Origin of the sequence: Myroides marinus, assembly GCF_900109075.1 — a bacterium.
GTDB lineage: Bacteria > Bacteroidota > Bacteroidia > Flavobacteriales > Flavobacteriaceae > Flavobacterium > Flavobacterium marinum_A.
Genome location: NZ_FNYS01000016.1, coordinates 1 through 16,973, shown reverse-complemented (window position 1 = coordinate 16,973; position 16,973 = coordinate 1). Strand labels below are relative to the sequence as shown.

Below are 16,973 nucleotides of genomic sequence, written 5' to 3'. Positions count from 1 at the left end.
ATTTACATATGTTGATGTTTTATTAAAAGTTTAGTTCTTTGCGAATACGACTAAGTTGTGTAGGAGTAACACCTAGATATGAAGCTATCTGATGTTGTTTTAGTCGATTATATAGCTTTTGGTTCTCTACTAGTTTGATGTATCGTTGCTTAGCAGATTCCCATTTTAGGTTGATTTCAAGAGGTTCTTTTTTAACCACCCAGTTTTGTTCTAGGTAACTAATCTGGAAGAGTGCTAAATCGTGATATTGATGAACTAATGCTCTGAACTCTTTGGCAGGATAACTGATCAGAGTAGTGTCTTCTAAGGCTATAATACTGAAATCGCTTGGCTTGTTCTCAATGATGGCTGAGGTAGAAGCTACAAACGATTGTTCTTCAAAAAATATCTTGTAGATGGTGTTTCCAGCTTCGTCAAGATTGTAATATCCTAGTAAACCTTTTTGTACAAAGTAATAATACTTAGCTAGATCACCAGCGCGGAGTATTAATTCATTCTTAGAGTAATGTACTGTCTTACAAATTTGGAGCAAGGCTTGTTGTGTCTCTTCTGAAACAGGGTAGTATGAGTTGATTTGTTGTAAGAAGTCTTGCATTTTAGAATAGGTAGTTTATGATAATGCAAATTACTGATTTTGGAGATCAATCAAAAAGATAATTGCCTATCTTGTAGTACTATTAAATAGAAAGAATGTTATCTCTACTGAGTTACTTAATACAAATACGATTTAGGAAGTTTGTCTCTAAAGGAGATTATTTAGCAATGCTTTTAATTAGTGGACTGTATATTGGTACTGCAATTATTAGTTATGTTCATTATGAACAGATTCAAGGCTTCTTTTATTTCTTTTTTATAGATGCTGTTATGTATCATACCAGTAGAAATGATATTGAGCTACTACGTGTTTATAAATATTATAGATTCTTAATTTGGTTTGAGTATTTATTTTATAGCTTACCTTTTTTAATAGTTTTGATTTTAAAAGGAGATTACATTGGTTCCTTATCTGTTTTAATAGGCTATTTCTTGTTATCTTTTATTCCTAAGAAGAGAAGAGCCTTCATTATAAAATACCCATTTTCTTTAGCAACACCTTTTTGGCTTATTAGTTTTAGAAAGTGTAAATTAATAGGAGTTCTTCCTGTTGTATTTTTATTTTGTGTAATGGGATATCAACACAACAATGGCGGGTTAGTAGTTGCTAGCTTTGTTATATTGGGAATAATTGCTTGTTTACCTTCTTGTGAAAGAGAGCGTGATGTAGAGCTAAAAGTAAGTTATCTAAATGCGAAAGAATATTTACAACAGCAAATAAAACATGAGGTATTGAATACGCTGGTTTTATTGTTGCCTCTTGTTGTATTGATGTGTGTATTGGTTTTTGATTGGAGTTATGTTTTCTGGGCGTGTTTAATTCTAGGATTACCTATAGGGAATACGATAGTAAAATATGCTTTCTTTGAAAGTGAATTAAAACAACAATTATTCATAGCAAGTTGTTTCATAGGATTTGGAATACCATTGTTAAGCTTGCCTTTTCTTTATAATAGAGCAATTCGTCAATTAAATCAGGTTAAAAATGTTGAAAGTTAATATAGAACAAAAGGGATATGGAAATCATATTGTCTTAAAAAATGTACTGTTAGAAATAGATACACCTGGTATTTATGGAGTAATAGGAAAGAACGGGCAGGGCAAAACAACGTTGTTTAAATGTATTTTAGGACTAGAGAATTATATAGGAAAAAGTTGGTTAAATGGAAAGAGTGTAAATATGCAGACAACCGCTTGGTGTAGTGCTGAACCAGCAGTGTATGATGAACTTACCTCTAAAGAGTTTTATAGATTTTATAATCATTTGACTGGAGACAAAGAAAGTTCTGATACTTTGCTTTTTGAGTTACCTACTGATAAACTAATTAAAGAGTTTTCTACAGGAATGAAGAAGAAGGTATATCTCAATGCTGTTTTGCAAAAAGAGTATGATATGTATATTCTAGATGAACCTTTTAATGGATTAGATATTGAATCTAATTATTATCTGATGAAGTATTTAGAACAGTTAGCTAAACATAGTATAGTATTAATTTCATCTCATATTATAGATGTCTTGTATAAACACTGTGATGGGATTTTTATGGTGAAAAATCAGGAAGTAAAAAGGTATCTAAAAGAAGAATTTGATAAGATAGAAGAGGAGTTCTTTAAGTAAGCAAATTTTGCTAAAATATTAAGCAGAGTCTATAGGCTTTAAAGTAGCTTTTAAAGATATATTTACGATTAATAATTAAGAGGATAATACAATGATAAAATATAGTTATACAATAATGTATGTGCCAAATGTAGAGGCTACAGTGAAGTTTTATGAAGAGGCATTTGGGTTTATGAGAAAGTTCGTAACACCTGAAGAAGATTATGGAGAATTAATTTCAGGTGAGACTACAATAGCATTTGCTCATCTAGATTTAGCAACAAGTAATTTGTCAAAAGGGTATCAACAAGTAAATAATGAAAAACCTTTTGGAATAGAGTTAGGATTTGTGGTGGAGGATGTAACGAAAGCAATAGAACAGGTAGTACAAGCTGGAGGAAAGATCTATGAGGAACAAAAGATCAAACCTTGGGGACAGACAGTAGGATACGTTTTAGATAATAATGACTTCCTTATAGAGTTATGTACTGCGATGTAAAAACACAAGAAGGCACTTTATAAAGCGCCTTCATTGTTTATTGTTCAAGCTTGAGGTAGTTGTGTTCAAAGCTGATTATTACTTTCTTATACTGAGATAAGATATCCTGACCTATATTACCATAGTTATAAGCACCGTAAACATCTACATTCTCGGAATCAATTAGCATTTTAGGTAGATTAAGAGATTGATTGTTTAGTTTGAATGTTTGATTTTCTAGTTGGTATAATTCTATTGTTTTTTGTTGTGCTCCAGCACTACTTGTAGTATTGGTTGTCTTAGTAGCTTTAGCGGTAATGTCTTTTGAAAATAAATCAAATAACGGTTTGCTAAACATACTGTTTTGAGCTCCGGTATCTAAGTTAAAGGGAAGGTTTTTACCTCTATATTCTAACATTACGATTGGACGTAGGGATTCGAAGAATAAGTTCTTAGGTTCTTTAGTACTAGGTATGTTTTTAGAGAAAGTAAGTTTATCTGTCTCGAATGTTATTGTACCTAGTTCTTTAGCTACAGGAAAACCTATAATACCATTGATGATGTATAACCCTTCTGCAAAAGTAAAGGCATTGTCTGGAAATACTAAGAAAATAGTGTTCTCAACTATTAGTTCTCCTAGTGTTAGTTTAGGTGCTATAGCTATTTTAATTTCATTATTAGCTCCTGTAAAACTTTTAGCTTTGATCGTTTCTGATTCTATAATCTGAAACCCCATTTGCTTAGCTAGTGATGCAGTAATACAATTAAGACCAGCACCAGTGTCAAAGACAAAATTTGTAGTAATGTTATTCGCTGTAACATCTACATTCGTAAGATTGGCAAAGTCTTTTTGAACAGGGAGAATAATTGAGGTAAAAGGTTGTATACGCTGTACAGGTTTACTTTTGATAGCATTCCAGATGCGTAGGTTATTCTGTTCATCTTCATACTCTGTATCAGTAAGCTCATTTTTAAAATTGTCAACTAAGTATTTAGATGCTTTATATGCTTGATTAAAGTCAAATGTCCTTACACTGTTCTCATTAACTAGTTTCCAGTATTCTACATTTTTTAAAAACTCTTTGTCTTTAACTGCTAGTTGTTTTAGTAGATCATTAGACTGCTTAGGTTGATTAAGGCAACTGTAGTACAATGCGTCAAAATAGTATTTGTCTGTTGCTTTATTTGTTTTATTCTTTTCAAATAACTGAGTATACTGATGATTTTGAGCTAAGGTGTTTAGCTCTGTATTTAGCTTAACTTGAGCAACTAGTGAGGTACTGACTAAAGTACTTAAAAATAATAACGACTTTTTCATAACGATTTGATTTTATTACAATAGTAAGTCATTTTTTGGTAAGAGTAGGTACTTGATTTAAGTAATTTATTGTTTTTATTGTAGCTTTGGTGTAGATTATTAGATTATGATTTATAAAGGATTATATACACATAAAGGAAGAAATACATCTATAGAAATACACAGTGATGGTAAGGAGCTAAATGTAGAAATAGCAGGACTGGTGTTTAAAGGAACAGAGTTTACAGATTTGAGTTATGAAGAGGAGTTGGCAGAAGTAATGATAGATAATACATTGATTACGTTGGATGCTCACGCTGATAATTGTTTGACAGATTGTCAATTTGAATTTAAGGTACCTCAATATCTATTGACTTCAGAAGGTATAAAAGAGGCAATAGAATTAGAGATGTGCTTTAAACATGGGGGATATAACAAACAAAGCAAAGGTATAGAGTATGAAGAGGTAAGTATCACGTTACGATGGAATGGGGAAATACTTATTGGGAAAAGTGGTTTTGTAGAAATAGTTTTTGATCAATTAATGAAACAATTGCCTAAGGGGTATTCTTTTGTGAATTGCTATGGATGTCTGTATGGAGATTATAGTATATATGGGAATAGCTCTTTTGGGACAATGATGTGTTTTAGGAATATTAAGCAAAAGTATAAATTAGCAAACGGTAAATGTGAATATGACAGTTTATGTGTAGAGGAAATGGAGGAGCATATAGATAAAAAAAGGATGGACGAAAAACAACGCAAGAAGGAACTTAAAAAACAATGGCAATTAGAGCAACAAAGGAAGTTCGAAGAGAGTTTGCCAATGAGTAGAGAGCAGTTTATTCACTTGTTTGATGAATTAGATGGATGTTTAGAAGAACAAGGATGTAATCATACAAATACATTAACTGAGAGTATTCTAGATGATATGAAGGTGACAAATAAAGAAGAAGTTATAGAATGGTTGAGAGAACATGGTGGATATTGTGATTGTGAGGTGTTGTGGAATGTAGAAGAATGTTTTGAGTAATAAACAAATACAATAGAACTATAGAGAAATGATTGGTTAATATAGGTGTATATAGTATTAATTAAGATGATATTTGTAATAACCAATAGAGAAAAAGATGAATATACTAAGCATAAATATACAGACAAACAATCTAGAAGTAAGTAAACAATTCTATACTGAAGTATTTACAGTTGCCAATTATAGAATCGCTAGAAGAGAGTTTTACTCTACAGGTAGGGCAGTCTATCCTGACTTTCAAACAAACTGATGTTAATGTAGAGATCTACCATTATGCATTTAATATCTCTTCTAATCAAATAGAGAATGCATTAGTCTGGGCTAAGGCACACTTAAGCCTAATAGAGAATGTAGAAGGTAATCTTGTGACTACTTTCGAGACATGGAAAGCCAAGTCGATTTACTTTACGGATAACAATGGAAATATTCTTGAGTTTATTGCTCGTGAAGATATACAGGTAAATGTACAAGGTGACTTCTCTCCATCACAAATAATCAATATTAGTGAAATGGGTGTTGTTACTGAACAACCAATGGTACAAGCAGAAAAACTGATTGCTGATTATGGCTTAAGTTATTTTGAGAAAAATGAACCTACAGAGCAGTTTTTAGCTTTAGGAGATGATCATGGATTATTGATCATGGTGACTCCAAATAGAAATTGGTATCCTACAAGCATTGCTGCTCAATTTACACCAGCTGAGATAATGATAGAATCTAATGAATTAGTGGTATCGTTATTAAGTGAGGAGTTAAAATAAAATATTAGAAAGAATGAAAAAAGAGACTATACTTAGTCTCTTTTTTCATTTAATAGTGTTTCGCCCCAAGCATTTAATTTCCATAATACTTCGACTAATTGCTCTCCTAATGGAGTGAGGTAATACTCTACTCTAGGAGGTAGTTCATTATAACTTATTTTATACAAGATATTATCTTGTTCTAGTTCTTTTAATTGTTGATTAAGGACACGTCTATCCACTTTCATTATTCCTTTTAGCATTTCACTTGGCCTTCTATGCCCTTGGTTGATTTGCCAAACAATAGGTACTTTCCACTTTCCACTGATTGCATTTACGGCAAATTCAAGTGGACAAACTTTTTTTTCTATAGCTGGTGTCTTGGTATTCATAAAAGTGACTTTTTTATCCCTATGGGAGAAATATATGCGGTATTGTACAGTAATAAATGGATTATCACCTTTGCAAAAATAAGACTTTAAAATGAAAGATATAAAACAAGAATTAGAAGCAATCAGTGTAGGTATGCAATTGCAAGTACCTACTGAAACATTAAATGCATTTGGTCAATCTATAGCTGATTTGCAAACAAAAGAATTTGGTAAAACTTCTGAAGAAGGGATGCAATTCTCAGGAGTAGCTGTGCTATCTGAAGATGGAAGAGAAATTTCTGTGTTAGATTTGTTTCAGGGTAAACGAGTGTTGGTAAGTTTTGTAAGAGGAAGTTGGTGCCCGTTCTGTAATGTAGAGATGGCACATTTATTAGCTTATCATGAAGAATTAAAGGTAATGAATGTAGAGGTAATGGTGATATCTCCTATGAATATAGAAGCAATAAAACAATGGAAAGTAGATATGGGAATGCCATTCACTATTGCTCAGGATAAAGAACTTAAATTAAGTAAGTCTTTAGGTATTGATTTTGAGTTACAAGATTTTGTACAACCTCACTATGAAGCATTGGGGATAGATATAAGAGCTATAAATGATACAGAAAAAGCAGAGTTAGCGCTTCCTGCTGTATATCTGTTAGATGAAAACGGAAGTATTACCTATAGATATATGGATGTTAACTATGGAAATCGTTTAGATTTAAAAGAGGTAATAGCAAAATTATCATAAGAATTACTGCTAATTTTCTTATTTTCGAATGAAATAAAATTAGTATATGAATAAGTTATTTTTATCTATAGCTATCTTATCTGCTGTGGTTACAATGAGTTCTTGTAAAAAAGAATTAGCTGATAAGTCTGATGATGTAGAGGCAGTGAAAGATATTAGTGTTGTGGAAGAAGAATCTACTGAAGATCTATTGAATGTTTTGACTAATGAGGAAGATTTATTAGTTGGAGAGTATAATCAAACAGTAGCTAAAGAAAACATAGAAGTATTTAATCGCATTAATAGTTTTAGTGCTTGGTCTCAAGTTTCGACAATTGATTTTACAACAGAAAAAGGAACGGGTATTACCAAGCTTTATTACAATAAAGAATTGCAGGTAGATAAAATTGTGGTTAGAAAATACGATACAGAACAACAGTCATTAGATGTATATTATCTTAGTGACGGGAAGTTAGTGTTAGTTATCAATCAAGGTTTAGTATACAATGCCAATCCTAATAGTAAAGAATTCAATAAAGAAGAAAGTGAGTATACTAAAGACTGTAATTACTTTCTCGATGGTAAATTGTTTGCTATCATGAGTAATTTAGACTGTGGTGCTCCCTTTGCAGAAGACTATGTGCGAACAGTAGAGAAAGATATATTAGAAGAAGTGAAAAAATTAATACCTTAAAGGTTAATGTAAGTAAAGCTCTGATGAGCTTTATTTTTTTTAAATGGGTCAGATATGGAAAATAGAAAAGGTGCTAGAGCAATAAAGGATATCCCTGATGAGGTTTTAGAGTTGTTAAACAAAGGAAAGTTGTCTAGTGTGAATTTGACAGAATGGTTAGCAATTGATCAACGATTGCTAGTACACAATGTCTTAGCAGCTATCAATAGAACTGCTTATTTGCAAGTAGTGTTAGATGCTGTAGATGGGTTAAAGAAACCTACAGTTAATACTATTAACCAGAGTATAGGATATACATTATACCATTTGGCTAAAGAAAAAGAGGATAATGAATTATTTGAAATATTAAAGCAGCATAAGAGCGACTTAGTGCGTTGTTGGGCTACTTACTTTATAGGATATAATGACTCTCTTACTATAAAAGAGAAATTGGATGGTATTAAATACTTCGCTGCAGACAGTCATTTTGGTGTAAGGGAGATTTGTTGGATGGCTGTTAGAGCAGATATTACAGCTAGCTTAGAAGAAAGTATTAAGATGTTACTGACTTGGACAAAAGATGAGAATGAGTATGTACGTAGGTTTGCTACAGAGTCCACTCGTCCACGAGGTGTATGGTGTAAACATATCGATGTGCTTAAAGAAAACCCTGAATTAGGACTACCTTTATTGGAAGCTTTACATGAGGATACATCTAAGTATGTGAAAGATAGTGTTGGGAATTGGCTAAATGATGCAGCTAAGACTAGACCAGATTTTGTATTAGATCTTTGTTCGAAATGGGAAAGTAAGGGAATGAATAAAGACACAAAATATATTATTAGTAAAGCAAAACGTAGTATCTAAAATATTGTTTAATAATGCTTTTTTGTTCTAATTATATCATAATATGCTGTTTGTTAGAATTTTCGCAATTTATGATGTTGATGAAATGTATATTATTAATGTTGTTTTTTACTTATTTGTTAACTTATTTTAAGGGTATAGGATTGTGATGTTGTTAGTTAGGTAATGAATATTAATAAATTATCTTGTAAATTATTTGTTAGCTTTAATTAATATATAATTATTGTTTATTTTTTGATGGATTGATAAAAATGTGTAGTTGTGTTTTTTAAGTAGATTTTTAAATATTAAAAAAGTAAGTAAAATATGTTTATTTTATATTATAAATATGTTTTGTTTATTTTTTTATGTAAATATTTGATTATTATCTTTTAAAATATTGTTGAGATATGTAAGGTTTTAAAAAAGTCTATTCAATGTTGTGAGAGCTAATGTTTTAGTATCTTTATCAGTGAAAAGAAAAATTAATTTTGTTGTTTATGAAAGCAGAAGTACAATTCAATGACTTCACAGGAAGTATTGCAGCAGACATCTCGGATGTTATTGCAGCTAAAAAAGGAAATTATATCAGTAGTATTGGGGAGTACTTTGATGTTGACCAAAAAAGATTTAAAGTAGTAGGAATATCTTTAACAGGTATCGAAGACTTTAAAGTAACTTTAGTATGTGTGGATAATGAAAAAAGCACACAAGGTAAAGAACACATTGTGAATATGACCCTAGAGTTGGATGCGCAAGGACAAAAAGAAATGTTAGGTTTATTATTTAAACGTTTAAACATTGTTTTGTTTGATGCAGGCGAGAAGCATTATTCAGCACTAGAATGTGACGAAGAGGTTGCATTTGATGAATATCATACTTATGACTATTATGATATGAACTAAAAAAATATTAGTATATAATAAAACTAACCTTCAGTATTGTACTGGAGGTTTTTTTATTAATATTGTTTTGTGAAAGAATAAATAAGATTGTGTGAGGAACTTTTTAATCATTGTGTTTGTTTTTTGTTCAGTGCTTGGATTTGCTCAGGTAGATTCACTATATGTAAAAGAGCACAAGCAACCTTATGGCGTTAAAATAGCGTTTGGAAAAGATATATTAGCATTAGATTATACGTTAGAGGATGGAAAAAATAAACAAACTTATCAGTCTAATAAACCAACTAGTATTGGTTTAGGTTTTTTATGGAGAAGTTCTTCTTTAAGTTTTAGTTATGGTTTTTCTTTTATGCGTGACAAAGAGAAAGGAAAAACAAAAGCTACTGATTTTCAATATCATTATTATGGTGATAAATTTTTGATTGATTTATACTATAAACGCAATAAAGGTTTTTATAGTTATACAAATGATACTAAAGAGAACATTCCTAGCGATGACAATATATTTCCAGATTTTAAAATACATATGTACGGAGGTTTGTTTCAGTATGTGTGGAATAGTGAAAAGTATTCGTTAGGAGCTGCCTATGATTTTAATAAGACTCAGTTCAAATCGGCAGGATCATTATTATTAGGGGGAGGTGTGTTTTATTCTTCTCTACGTAATATTCCTGTAGCTTCGGATGCTATTGATGACTATGACAAAAAAACGTATCACTTTGGGCCTAATATAGGATACGGTTATAATTGGGTACCATTTAAGAAGGTCTTAGTAGCTGGGGCTATTACACTTGGAGTTAATGGGGCTGTAGAAGAGAATTTACTGACTCGTAAAACTGTTTTTATTGTTAACCCTTCAGTAATAGGTCGATTTTCTATTGGATATATTGGAGAGAATTGGATTGTGAGTGCTTCTACACTTTCTAATGGACTGTACTTAAACTTTAAGGAAACTTATCAATCTAGTTTATTAACTAGTACATTTAGCTTTACAGTAATTAAACGTTTTAAACTAAAAAAAGAGATTCCTTTTTTGCAAAAGGATTATGATTGGAAAGAAGCTATATTTGGAAAGAAGAATAATGAGTTAGTTTCTGATATAGAATAGTGAAAAACTTTAGGTTTAGGATGTTTTTCTTATCTTGACGTTTCAAAAATATAGATAACACAATATGGAGTTTAATAGTAATAGTTTTAGATTTTACCATCCTTTAGAAATTAGATGGAGTGATATGGATGCTTTAGGGCACGTAAATAATGTTATGTATATCGATTATTTTCAGATAGGAAGAGGATATTATATGAACCAGGCTAGTAAGACTTGGGATTGGTTTAAGCATATGTTTGTAATTGCAAATATTTCTTGTAATTATATTAAAGAAATAAAATTGGATGTCAAACACCCTAGAATTGGTGTGAGGATTTCAAAAATGGGCAGCAAAAGTTTTGAGATTGAATATGCTATAGTAAGTGAAGGAGAGAATAGGGAGTTAATCTTACATGCTATCGGAACAAGTATACAGGTAATGATAGATATGAAAGAAAAGAAGACTATAGAATTGCCTTCATGGATGAGAGAAGAGATTACGTCTTACGAGCCAGAGTTATAAAAGAAGAAGCTACTTATGAAAATAAGTAGCTTCTTCTTTTATAGTAAGTTCTTGTTTTAGAAAATAATTTAGATAGTTAGTATCTGTCGTTTTTCCAAATAGAGCTATTTGCTAAGATACGGTGTGTGTCAGCATTTACTTCTTTAAGGTGATTAGAGGTGTATAGTGTATATCTGGCTCTATCTAACTGTAACCTAACTTCGTGGTCACTTATTATTTTGACTGTTATTTGTTTGCTTTTATCTATAAATTCTTGGTATCTCGTATTTTCTTTGTTTTCTGTAAGAGTTAGATAAATAGGAGTGCTGTCTTGATTTAATTTAGAATCTTGTTGATATACCAAAGTAGCTTCTCCGTCTTGGTAGGTGAAATAATAATTTTTAAACATAAAGGTCTTAGCAGAGTAAACTATAGACTTCTTCTTTTCAAGTTTGTAGGGAGAAGATACAATAGTCTCTGTGGTCTGACAGCTAACAATAAGTGTAGCTAAAGCTAGTGACAATAGGAGTGAGTAAATTGCTTTCATAGTGTTTAATCGTTGTTGGTTGTAGCCAAAATAGAATAAATATTCAATAAAACAAAATGAAATTTAAGCAATGTGTTTATTTTGAAAGTTTTTGTTGAGTATATGTTTATTTTGTAAGTATTAGTTTGATAAAGTGATAAAATAAGATGTGATAAATTAAAGTGACATATGTCATATTATGTGATTATTATAGTGGGTACCTTGATACTATAAATCAAAGTAGTATTAGTTATGAAAAAGCAAGTTGTTTTACTTACTGTTTTATTGACGTTTGTAAGTTGTAAAAAAGATCAAACAAATAACCCTGAAGGAAAAGAAGAAGTGAAGTCAGAATTACTAACTAAGGCTTCGGCTTATTTTCAACCACTATCATCCGTAGAGAATAGTGACTTAGATCCTGATAAGGTAGCTTTAGGGAAGTATCTATATTTTGATACACGCCTTTCTAAAGATGGGAATATAAGCTGTAATTCTTGTCACAATTTGAATACTTATGGAGTAGATAATTTAGCTTTCTCTCCAGGAGATGATGGTTCTTTAGGGGGGCGTAATTCCCCTACAGTATTTCACGCTGCCTTACACAGTATGCAGTTTTGGGATGGTAGAGCTAAGGATGTAGAAGAGCAGGCTGGGGGACCTATCTTAAACCCTGTAGAACACAATATTAAAGATGAGAAGGAATTAGAAAATAAACTTCGTAAGATAGATATGTACAAGGAGAAATTTGCTGTAGTATATAAGGAAGATAAACAACCTATCACATTTAAGAATATAACGAATGCAATAGGTGCCTTTGAACGTACTTTAATGCCAGAGAGTAGATTTGATAAGTTTTTGGATGGAGATGTAAAGGCATTATCAGCTCAAGAACAAAAAGGATTAGAGACATTTATCTCAGTAGGGTGTATTACTTGTCATAATGGTGTAGCTTTAGGAGGACAGATGTTCCAAAAATTTGGTGTATATGGAGATTATTGGCAAGAGACTAAATCTAGTAAAGTTGATAATGGATTAGCTGATTTGAGCAAAAAAGATGCTGAAAAATATATGTTTAAAGTACCTGGTTTGAGAAATATAGAGCATACAGGACCTTATTTTCACGATGGATCAGTTAAAGATTTGAAAGAAGCGGTACGTATAATGGCTAGTTTACAGACTAATGTAAAACTTAGTCAAGAACAAATAGATGATATAACTGTTTTCTTAGGTAGTTTATCTAGTGATATAGCGACAGAAGTTAAGAAATCACCTTTCGAGTCATAAGTTAAGTTAGATATGTTATTTTAATTGTTTTAGCAAAGGCTGTCCTAAATTGGGATAGCCTTTACTTTTTTATGGTAAAAGTTATTATCTTAGAGAGGATATAGAAGAAAATTTATAATTAGCAGATGGCAATGATAAAAAAGTTAGTAACGGATTTTAATTTGCTAAAGTTTACATTTGTTATATTTGTATTTAAATAAAAATAGAATAATGGAGTTGAAATTACATAGACCAATCTGTTTCTTCGATTTAGAAACGACTGGTATAGACGTAGCAAGAGACAGAATAGTAGAAATATCAATATTAAAAGTATTTCCTAATGGAAATAAAGAAAGTAAGACTTGGTTAGTAAATCCGGAGCGACCTATTCCTGCTCAGTCTACTGCAATACATGGTATTACTGATGAAAAAGTAGCTAATGAGCCAACGTTTAAAGAATTGGCACCATTAGTTTATAATATGATTAAAGATTCTGACTTGGCTGGATTTAATTCAGATCGATTTGATATTCCTTTATTAGCAGAAGAGCTATTAAGAGCTGGAGTAGATTTTGAGATGGGAAATCGTGTCTCTGTTGATATTCAAACTATATTTCACAAAAAAGAAGAACGTACATTAAGTGCTGCTTATAGATTCTATTGTAATGAAACTTTAGAAAACGCTCACTCTGCTTCTGCAGATACAAATGCGACTTATGAAATTTTAAAAGCACAGTTAGATCGATACGAAGATTTAGATAATGATATGAAATCATTATCTGAGTTTACTACTCGTAAAAAAAGTGTTGACTTTGCTGGTTTTATCGCTCTAAATGAAGAAGGGAAAGAGATTTTTACCTTTGGTAAGCATAAAGGAGCTTTAGTTGATGAGGTGTTGGAGAATGAACCAGGTTATTATGGTTGGATTCAGAATGCAGATTTTCCTCTATACACTAAAAAAGTATTGACAGGGTTAAAATTGAGAAAATTAAATAATAAGTTGTAATAAGTATCTTTATGAAGATAGTTTGTATTGGAAGAAATTATGTAGAGCATATTGAGGAGTTAAATAATGAAAGACCTTCAGAACCTGTATTATTTATAAAACCTGATTCTGCTTTATTAGGCAGAGAATGCCCTTTTGCAATTCCTGAATTCTCTAATGATATTCATTATGAAATTGAAGTTGTTGTAAAAATCACTAAAGTAGGAAAGTATATTGAGCCTAAGTTTGCACATAAGTATTACGATGAGGTAACAGTAGGTATTGATTTTACAGCTAGAGACATGCAAAGTAAGCTAAAAGAAAAAGGATTGCCTTGGGAGAAAGCAAAAGCTTTTGATGGGTCAGCTATGTTAGGTGAGTTTATAGATAAGAAAGAATTAGTTAATTTATATGATACTACATTCTCATTAATACAAAATGGTAATACTGTTCAAGAAGCTAGTACTTCCCAAATGATTTGGAATATAGATGAAACTATTGCTGAGGTTTCTAAATATTTTACTTTGAAAAAAGGAGATTTAATTTTTACAGGAACTCCTAAAGGAGTTGGAAAAGTTAATGATGGAGATATATTAGAAGGAGTGTTAGCAGGTAAAAAGTTGTTCCGTTTAAATGTAAAATAAGAGTATGGCACTTCACTACGACTTAGGACCAATATTGGTTACATATAATGATGATCAGGCAGTAGTAAAAGCTGGTTTAGTTGTTTTTGTAGATGAATCAAAAGATTGGTTAAAACAGATAAAGAAAGGAATTAATGACAAGGATTATGCTAGTGTAGCAGAAAGTACTAATCAACTAATGCCTTCTTTAGAGTTCTTAGGAATGGAACAAGCAATAGAAGATGCTTCTTTAATAGATAAATGGGCTAAAGAAAAAGGAAAAACTAAAGCTATAAAAGAAACTTTCAAAATATTTAAGGAGCGTGTTAAGTGTGCTCGAAAAGAGATAAAGAAAGATTTTAGTTTATAAGAGTAAAGAATGAGAGCAAGTATAATCACTATAGGGGATGAGATTCTTATTGGACAGATTGTAGATACTAATTCTACGTATTTGGCAAAAGAACTCGATGCTCTAGGATTTGAAGTTGTTGAAATTAAAACAATTTCAGATAAAAAAATATCTATAGAACAAGCTATGGCCTCACAAGTAGGGACTGTGGATTTAGTTATAATGACAGGAGGGTTAGGCCCCACTAAAGATGATGTGACTAAGAAGGTTTTCTGTGATTTTTTTGATGATCATTTAGTGATGAATGAAGAAGTCTTAGCTCATGTGACTGTACTATTAGAAAACTATTTTAAGAAACCAATATCTGAAATTAATAAACAACAAGGTTTAGTACCATCTACTTCTACTGTATTATTTAATAGTGTAGGGACTGCTCCAGGAATGTTAATGCAGAAAGAGAATACAGTATTTGTTTCTTTTCCTGGTGTTCCATTTGAAATGAAAACAATATTTCAAGAACAGTTAGTACCATATATAAAAGAACACTTTAAAGGTGTTTTTAATATCCATAAAACAATTATAACTTATGGAATAGGGGAGAGTTTATTGGCTGAATATTTAGAAGATTGGGAAAATAATTTACCTTCAGAGATAAAATTAGCTTACTTACCTAGTCCAGGAAAAGTAAGATTACGTTTGTCAAGTAGAGGTGCTAATCAAGATTATTTATTACAAAGTATTGAAATGCAGATTGATAGAATTCCTGAATCTGCAAGAAAGTATATTAGAGCTTACGAGGATATCGACTTTCCTGAAATTATTATAAAAGAGTTGCAAATTAGAAATAAAACTATTTCTTTTGCAGAAAGTTGTACAGGTGGACGTTTAGCAGTGATGTTCAATACTATGCCTGGTTCATCTAGCTACTTTAAAGGAGGAATAGTATGTTATGCTACCGAGAGTAAAGTAGATATGTTAGGAGTGAACTTAGATACAATTTATAAGCATACTGTAGTCAGTGAAGAAGTAGCTATAGAAATGGCTACCCAAGCACGATTAAAGTTTAAAAGCGATTATGCAATTTCTACTACAGGAAACGCTGGACCTTCTAAAGGAGATTCGGATGAAGAAGTTGGAATAGTGTGTATAGGTATCGCAACACCTAATGGAGTATTTGCAAAAAAATATCAATTAGGTCAACCTCGAGAAAAGGTTGTAAATAGTGCTATAGCAAAGGGTTTAGAATTGATATATAACGAAATATTAAAAAAATAACCTAAAAGAATTTGTATGATAATTTTCTTTTTCGTTACTTTGCACCCTGATTTTGAATATTGAAATAAAAGATAAGAAATAATGTCAAGAGTTTGTGAAATTACTGGTAAAAGAGCAATGGTTGGAAACAACGTTTCTCACGCGATGAATAAAACTAAGAGAAAGTTTTCTGTGAACTTAGTTAAAAAACGTTTCTACATTGCTGAAGAAGACAGATGGGTAACATTGAAATTATCAACGTCTGCATTAAAAACAATTAACAAAAAAGGTATTGTTGCTGTATTGAAAGATGCAAAAGCAAAAGGATTAGTAAAATAATTCGTACCATTAAAAAATAGAATACGATGGCAAAGAAAGGGAACAGAATTCAAGTAATCTTAGAATGTACTGAACACAAAGCATCTGGTTTACCAGGAACTTCAAGATACATCACGACTAAGAATAAGAAAAACACACCTGATAGATTGGAGATCAAAAAATTCAATCCTATCATGAAGAAAGTAACAGTTCACAAAGAAATTAAATAATTATTAGTCATGGCAAAGAAAACCGTAGCAACTTTAAGAACTTCTTCTAAAAAGTTGACTAAAGCAATCAAAATGGTTAAATCTCCTAAAACTGGAGCTTACACATTTGTTGAGTCTGTTATGGCTCCTGATTTTGTGGATGATTTCTTAAACAAGAAGTAATTTTACCATTATAAAAGATCTTGAAAAGCTGTCTTAATTAGACAGCTTTTTTTGTTTATTAAAATTAGGGTGATTTAGTATTAACGGATCAGTTGCAAAAGTTGGGGACTAAGCAAAAAGTTTAGTTAATCTAAAAAGAAAAAACTTCTTATCTCTAACCCCTCTATACATCATACGGAAGTATTTAATTTTCGCATTAAATGATTCAGCAGAAGCATTAGTACTTCTATTATTAAAGTAATTAATGATTTCGTTATAATGTACATTAAAAGTCTTTAAAACCGTATTAAAGTATTTGATTGAAGTCTTTTCAATGTCATTGAACCAATGGGCAAGCTTAGTCATCGCTATTTCTTTATCTATTTTTAAATTATATATGTTTCTGAGATTATTAGCTAGTAAATATGCTTGTTT

At 31.1% G+C, this 16,973-nt stretch carries 24 protein-coding genes; 19 read left to right on the top strand and 5 right to left on the bottom strand.

The features are described from left to right. Positions 1–22: 22 nt before the first annotated feature. Positions 23–595 carry a Crp/Fnr family transcriptional regulator gene (locus BMX53_RS14100; RefSeq protein ID WP_038988136.1) on the bottom strand — a complete coding sequence of 191 codons (573 nt, stop codon included), beginning with the start codon at positions 593–595 and terminating at the stop codon, positions 23–25. Positions 596–762: 167 nt separating this feature from the next. Here BMX53_RS14100 and BMX53_RS14095 point away from each other — a divergent pair, with 167 nt between their 5' ends. The 3 genes from BMX53_RS14095 to BMX53_RS14085 all read left to right on the top strand — a co-directional run bounded on the left by BMX53_RS14095 (position 763) and on the right by BMX53_RS14085 (position 2,690). Continuing rightward, positions 763–1,593 (top strand): hypothetical protein, encoded by an 831-nt coding sequence (locus BMX53_RS14095; RefSeq protein ID WP_244154520.1) that lies wholly within the window; start codon positions 763–765, stop codon positions 1,591–1,593. Next, entirely contained in the window at positions 1,580–2,212 is a 633-nt protein-coding gene (locus BMX53_RS14090; RefSeq protein WP_074747055.1) for an ATP-binding cassette domain-containing protein, read from the top strand. The genes BMX53_RS14095 and BMX53_RS14090 overlap by 14 nt, the downstream gene beginning before the upstream one ends. A gap of 91 nt (positions 2,213–2,303) precedes the next feature. Then, positions 2,304–2,690, top strand: coding sequence for a VOC family protein (locus BMX53_RS14085; protein WP_074747053.1), 387 nt, complete (start codon positions 2,304–2,306; stop codon positions 2,688–2,690). A 37-nt stretch (positions 2,691–2,727) separates the two neighbouring features. Here the strand turns inward: BMX53_RS14085 and BMX53_RS14080 are convergent, their stop codons facing one another. Next, positions 2,728–3,987: a retropepsin-like aspartic protease gene (locus BMX53_RS14080; RefSeq protein WP_074747051.1), complete on the bottom strand. Its 1,260-nt coding sequence runs from the start codon at positions 3,985–3,987 to the stop codon at positions 2,728–2,730. Positions 3,988–4,093: 106 nt separating this feature from the next. Between BMX53_RS14080 and BMX53_RS19290 the strand changes: the two genes are divergently transcribed. Together BMX53_RS19290 and BMX53_RS14070 are read left to right on the top strand one after the other, a co-directional pair. Further along, entirely contained in the window at positions 4,094–4,999 is a 906-nt protein-coding gene (locus BMX53_RS19290) for a DUF6304 family protein (RefSeq protein WP_244154519.1), read from the top strand. A 173-nt stretch (positions 5,000–5,172) separates the two neighbouring features. After that, positions 5,173–5,760 carry a VOC family protein gene (locus BMX53_RS14070; protein ID WP_244154518.1) on the top strand — a complete coding sequence of 196 codons (588 nt, stop codon included), beginning with the start codon at positions 5,173–5,175 and terminating at the stop codon, positions 5,758–5,760. Positions 5,761–5,792: 32 nt separating this feature from the next. On the opposite strand, the gene BMX53_RS14065 is transcribed toward BMX53_RS14070, so the two are convergent. Further along, positions 5,793–6,131 carry a winged helix-turn-helix transcriptional regulator gene (locus BMX53_RS14065; protein WP_074747049.1) on the bottom strand — a complete coding sequence of 113 codons (339 nt, stop codon included), beginning with the start codon at positions 6,129–6,131 and terminating at the stop codon, positions 5,793–5,795. A gap of 91 nt (positions 6,132–6,222) precedes the next feature. Here BMX53_RS14065 and BMX53_RS14060 point away from each other — a divergent pair, with 91 nt between their 5' ends. The 6 genes from BMX53_RS14060 (at position 6,223) to BMX53_RS14035 (ending at position 10,871) form a co-directional block, all read left to right on the top strand. Continuing rightward, positions 6,223–6,861 carry a peroxiredoxin-like family protein gene (locus tag BMX53_RS14060; protein ID WP_074747047.1) on the top strand — a complete coding sequence of 213 codons (639 nt, stop codon included), beginning with the start codon at positions 6,223–6,225 and terminating at the stop codon, positions 6,859–6,861. Between the two features lie 46 nt (positions 6,862–6,907). After that, the gene (locus BMX53_RS14055; RefSeq protein ID WP_074747045.1) at positions 6,908–7,534 is read left to right on the top strand and encodes an RNA-binding protein; all 627 of its coding nucleotides are present in this window, start codon (positions 6,908–6,910) and stop codon (positions 7,532–7,534) included. Positions 7,535–7,588: 54 nt separating this feature from the next. Continuing rightward, positions 7,589–8,380 carry a DNA alkylation repair protein gene (locus BMX53_RS14050; protein WP_074747043.1) on the top strand — a complete coding sequence of 264 codons (792 nt, stop codon included), beginning with the start codon at positions 7,589–7,591 and terminating at the stop codon, positions 8,378–8,380. A gap of 479 nt (positions 8,381–8,859) precedes the next feature. After that, the gene (locus tag BMX53_RS14045) at positions 8,860–9,264 is read left to right on the top strand and encodes a hypothetical protein (protein WP_038988148.1); all 405 of its coding nucleotides are present in this window, start codon (positions 8,860–8,862) and stop codon (positions 9,262–9,264) included. Positions 9,265–9,355: 91 nt separating this feature from the next. Next, complete coding sequence (locus BMX53_RS14040; protein WP_074747041.1) at positions 9,356–10,369, top strand: DUF4421 family protein; 1,014 nt, start codon at positions 9,356–9,358, stop codon at positions 10,367–10,369. Positions 10,370–10,433: 64 nt separating this feature from the next. Then, on the top strand, positions 10,434–10,871 hold the full coding sequence (locus tag BMX53_RS14035; RefSeq protein ID WP_143061429.1) for an acyl-CoA thioesterase: 438 nt from the start codon (positions 10,434–10,436) through the stop codon (positions 10,869–10,871). Between the two features lie 76 nt (positions 10,872–10,947). Here the strand turns inward: BMX53_RS14035 and BMX53_RS14030 are convergent, their stop codons facing one another. After that, complete coding sequence (locus BMX53_RS14030; RefSeq protein WP_074747039.1) at positions 10,948–11,397, bottom strand: hypothetical protein; 450 nt, start codon at positions 11,395–11,397, stop codon at positions 10,948–10,950. Between the two features lie 231 nt (positions 11,398–11,628). On the opposite strand from BMX53_RS14030, the gene BMX53_RS14025 reads away from it, so the two are divergent. The 8 genes from BMX53_RS14025 (at position 11,629) to BMX53_RS13990 (ending at position 16,559) form a co-directional block, all read left to right on the top strand. Then, positions 11,629–12,660 (top strand): cytochrome-c peroxidase, encoded by a 1,032-nt coding sequence (locus BMX53_RS14025; RefSeq protein WP_074747037.1) that lies wholly within the window; start codon positions 11,629–11,631, stop codon positions 12,658–12,660. 210 nt (positions 12,661–12,870) lie between these two features. Further along, positions 12,871–13,644: a 3'-5' exonuclease gene (locus BMX53_RS14020; protein WP_038986285.1), complete on the top strand. Its 774-nt coding sequence runs from the start codon at positions 12,871–12,873 to the stop codon at positions 13,642–13,644. 11 nt (positions 13,645–13,655) lie between these two features. Further along, complete coding sequence (locus BMX53_RS14015; RefSeq protein WP_074747035.1) at positions 13,656–14,267, top strand: fumarylacetoacetate hydrolase family protein; 612 nt, start codon at positions 13,656–13,658, stop codon at positions 14,265–14,267. 4 nt (positions 14,268–14,271) lie between these two features. Further along, a complete protein-coding gene (locus BMX53_RS14010) occupies positions 14,272–14,616 on the top strand; it encodes a histidine kinase (protein ID WP_074747033.1) in 345 nt (114 codons plus the stop codon). Positions 14,617–14,625: 9 nt separating this feature from the next. Then, positions 14,626–15,870: a CinA family nicotinamide mononucleotide deamidase-related protein gene (locus BMX53_RS14005; protein WP_074747031.1), complete on the top strand. Its 1,245-nt coding sequence runs from the start codon at positions 14,626–14,628 to the stop codon at positions 15,868–15,870. Between the two features lie 81 nt (positions 15,871–15,951). After that, positions 15,952–16,188, top strand: a complete 237-nt coding sequence (rpmB, locus tag BMX53_RS14000; protein ID WP_038986280.1) for a 50S ribosomal protein L28 — start codon at positions 15,952–15,954, stop codon at positions 16,186–16,188. Positions 16,189–16,214: 26 nt separating this feature from the next. Next, positions 16,215–16,397, top strand: coding sequence for a 50S ribosomal protein L33 (rpmG, locus tag BMX53_RS13995; RefSeq protein ID WP_006260303.1), 183 nt, complete (start codon positions 16,215–16,217; stop codon positions 16,395–16,397). A gap of 9 nt (positions 16,398–16,406) precedes the next feature. Continuing rightward, positions 16,407–16,559 carry a DUF4295 domain-containing protein gene (locus BMX53_RS13990; RefSeq protein ID WP_010250750.1) on the top strand — a complete coding sequence of 51 codons (153 nt, stop codon included), beginning with the start codon at positions 16,407–16,409 and terminating at the stop codon, positions 16,557–16,559. A 108-nt stretch (positions 16,560–16,667) separates the two neighbouring features. Here the strand turns inward: BMX53_RS13990 and BMX53_RS13985 are convergent. Further along, the coding region (locus tag BMX53_RS13985) for a transposase (protein ID WP_244154517.1) at positions 16,668–16,973 on the bottom strand (306 nt) is incomplete at its 5' end.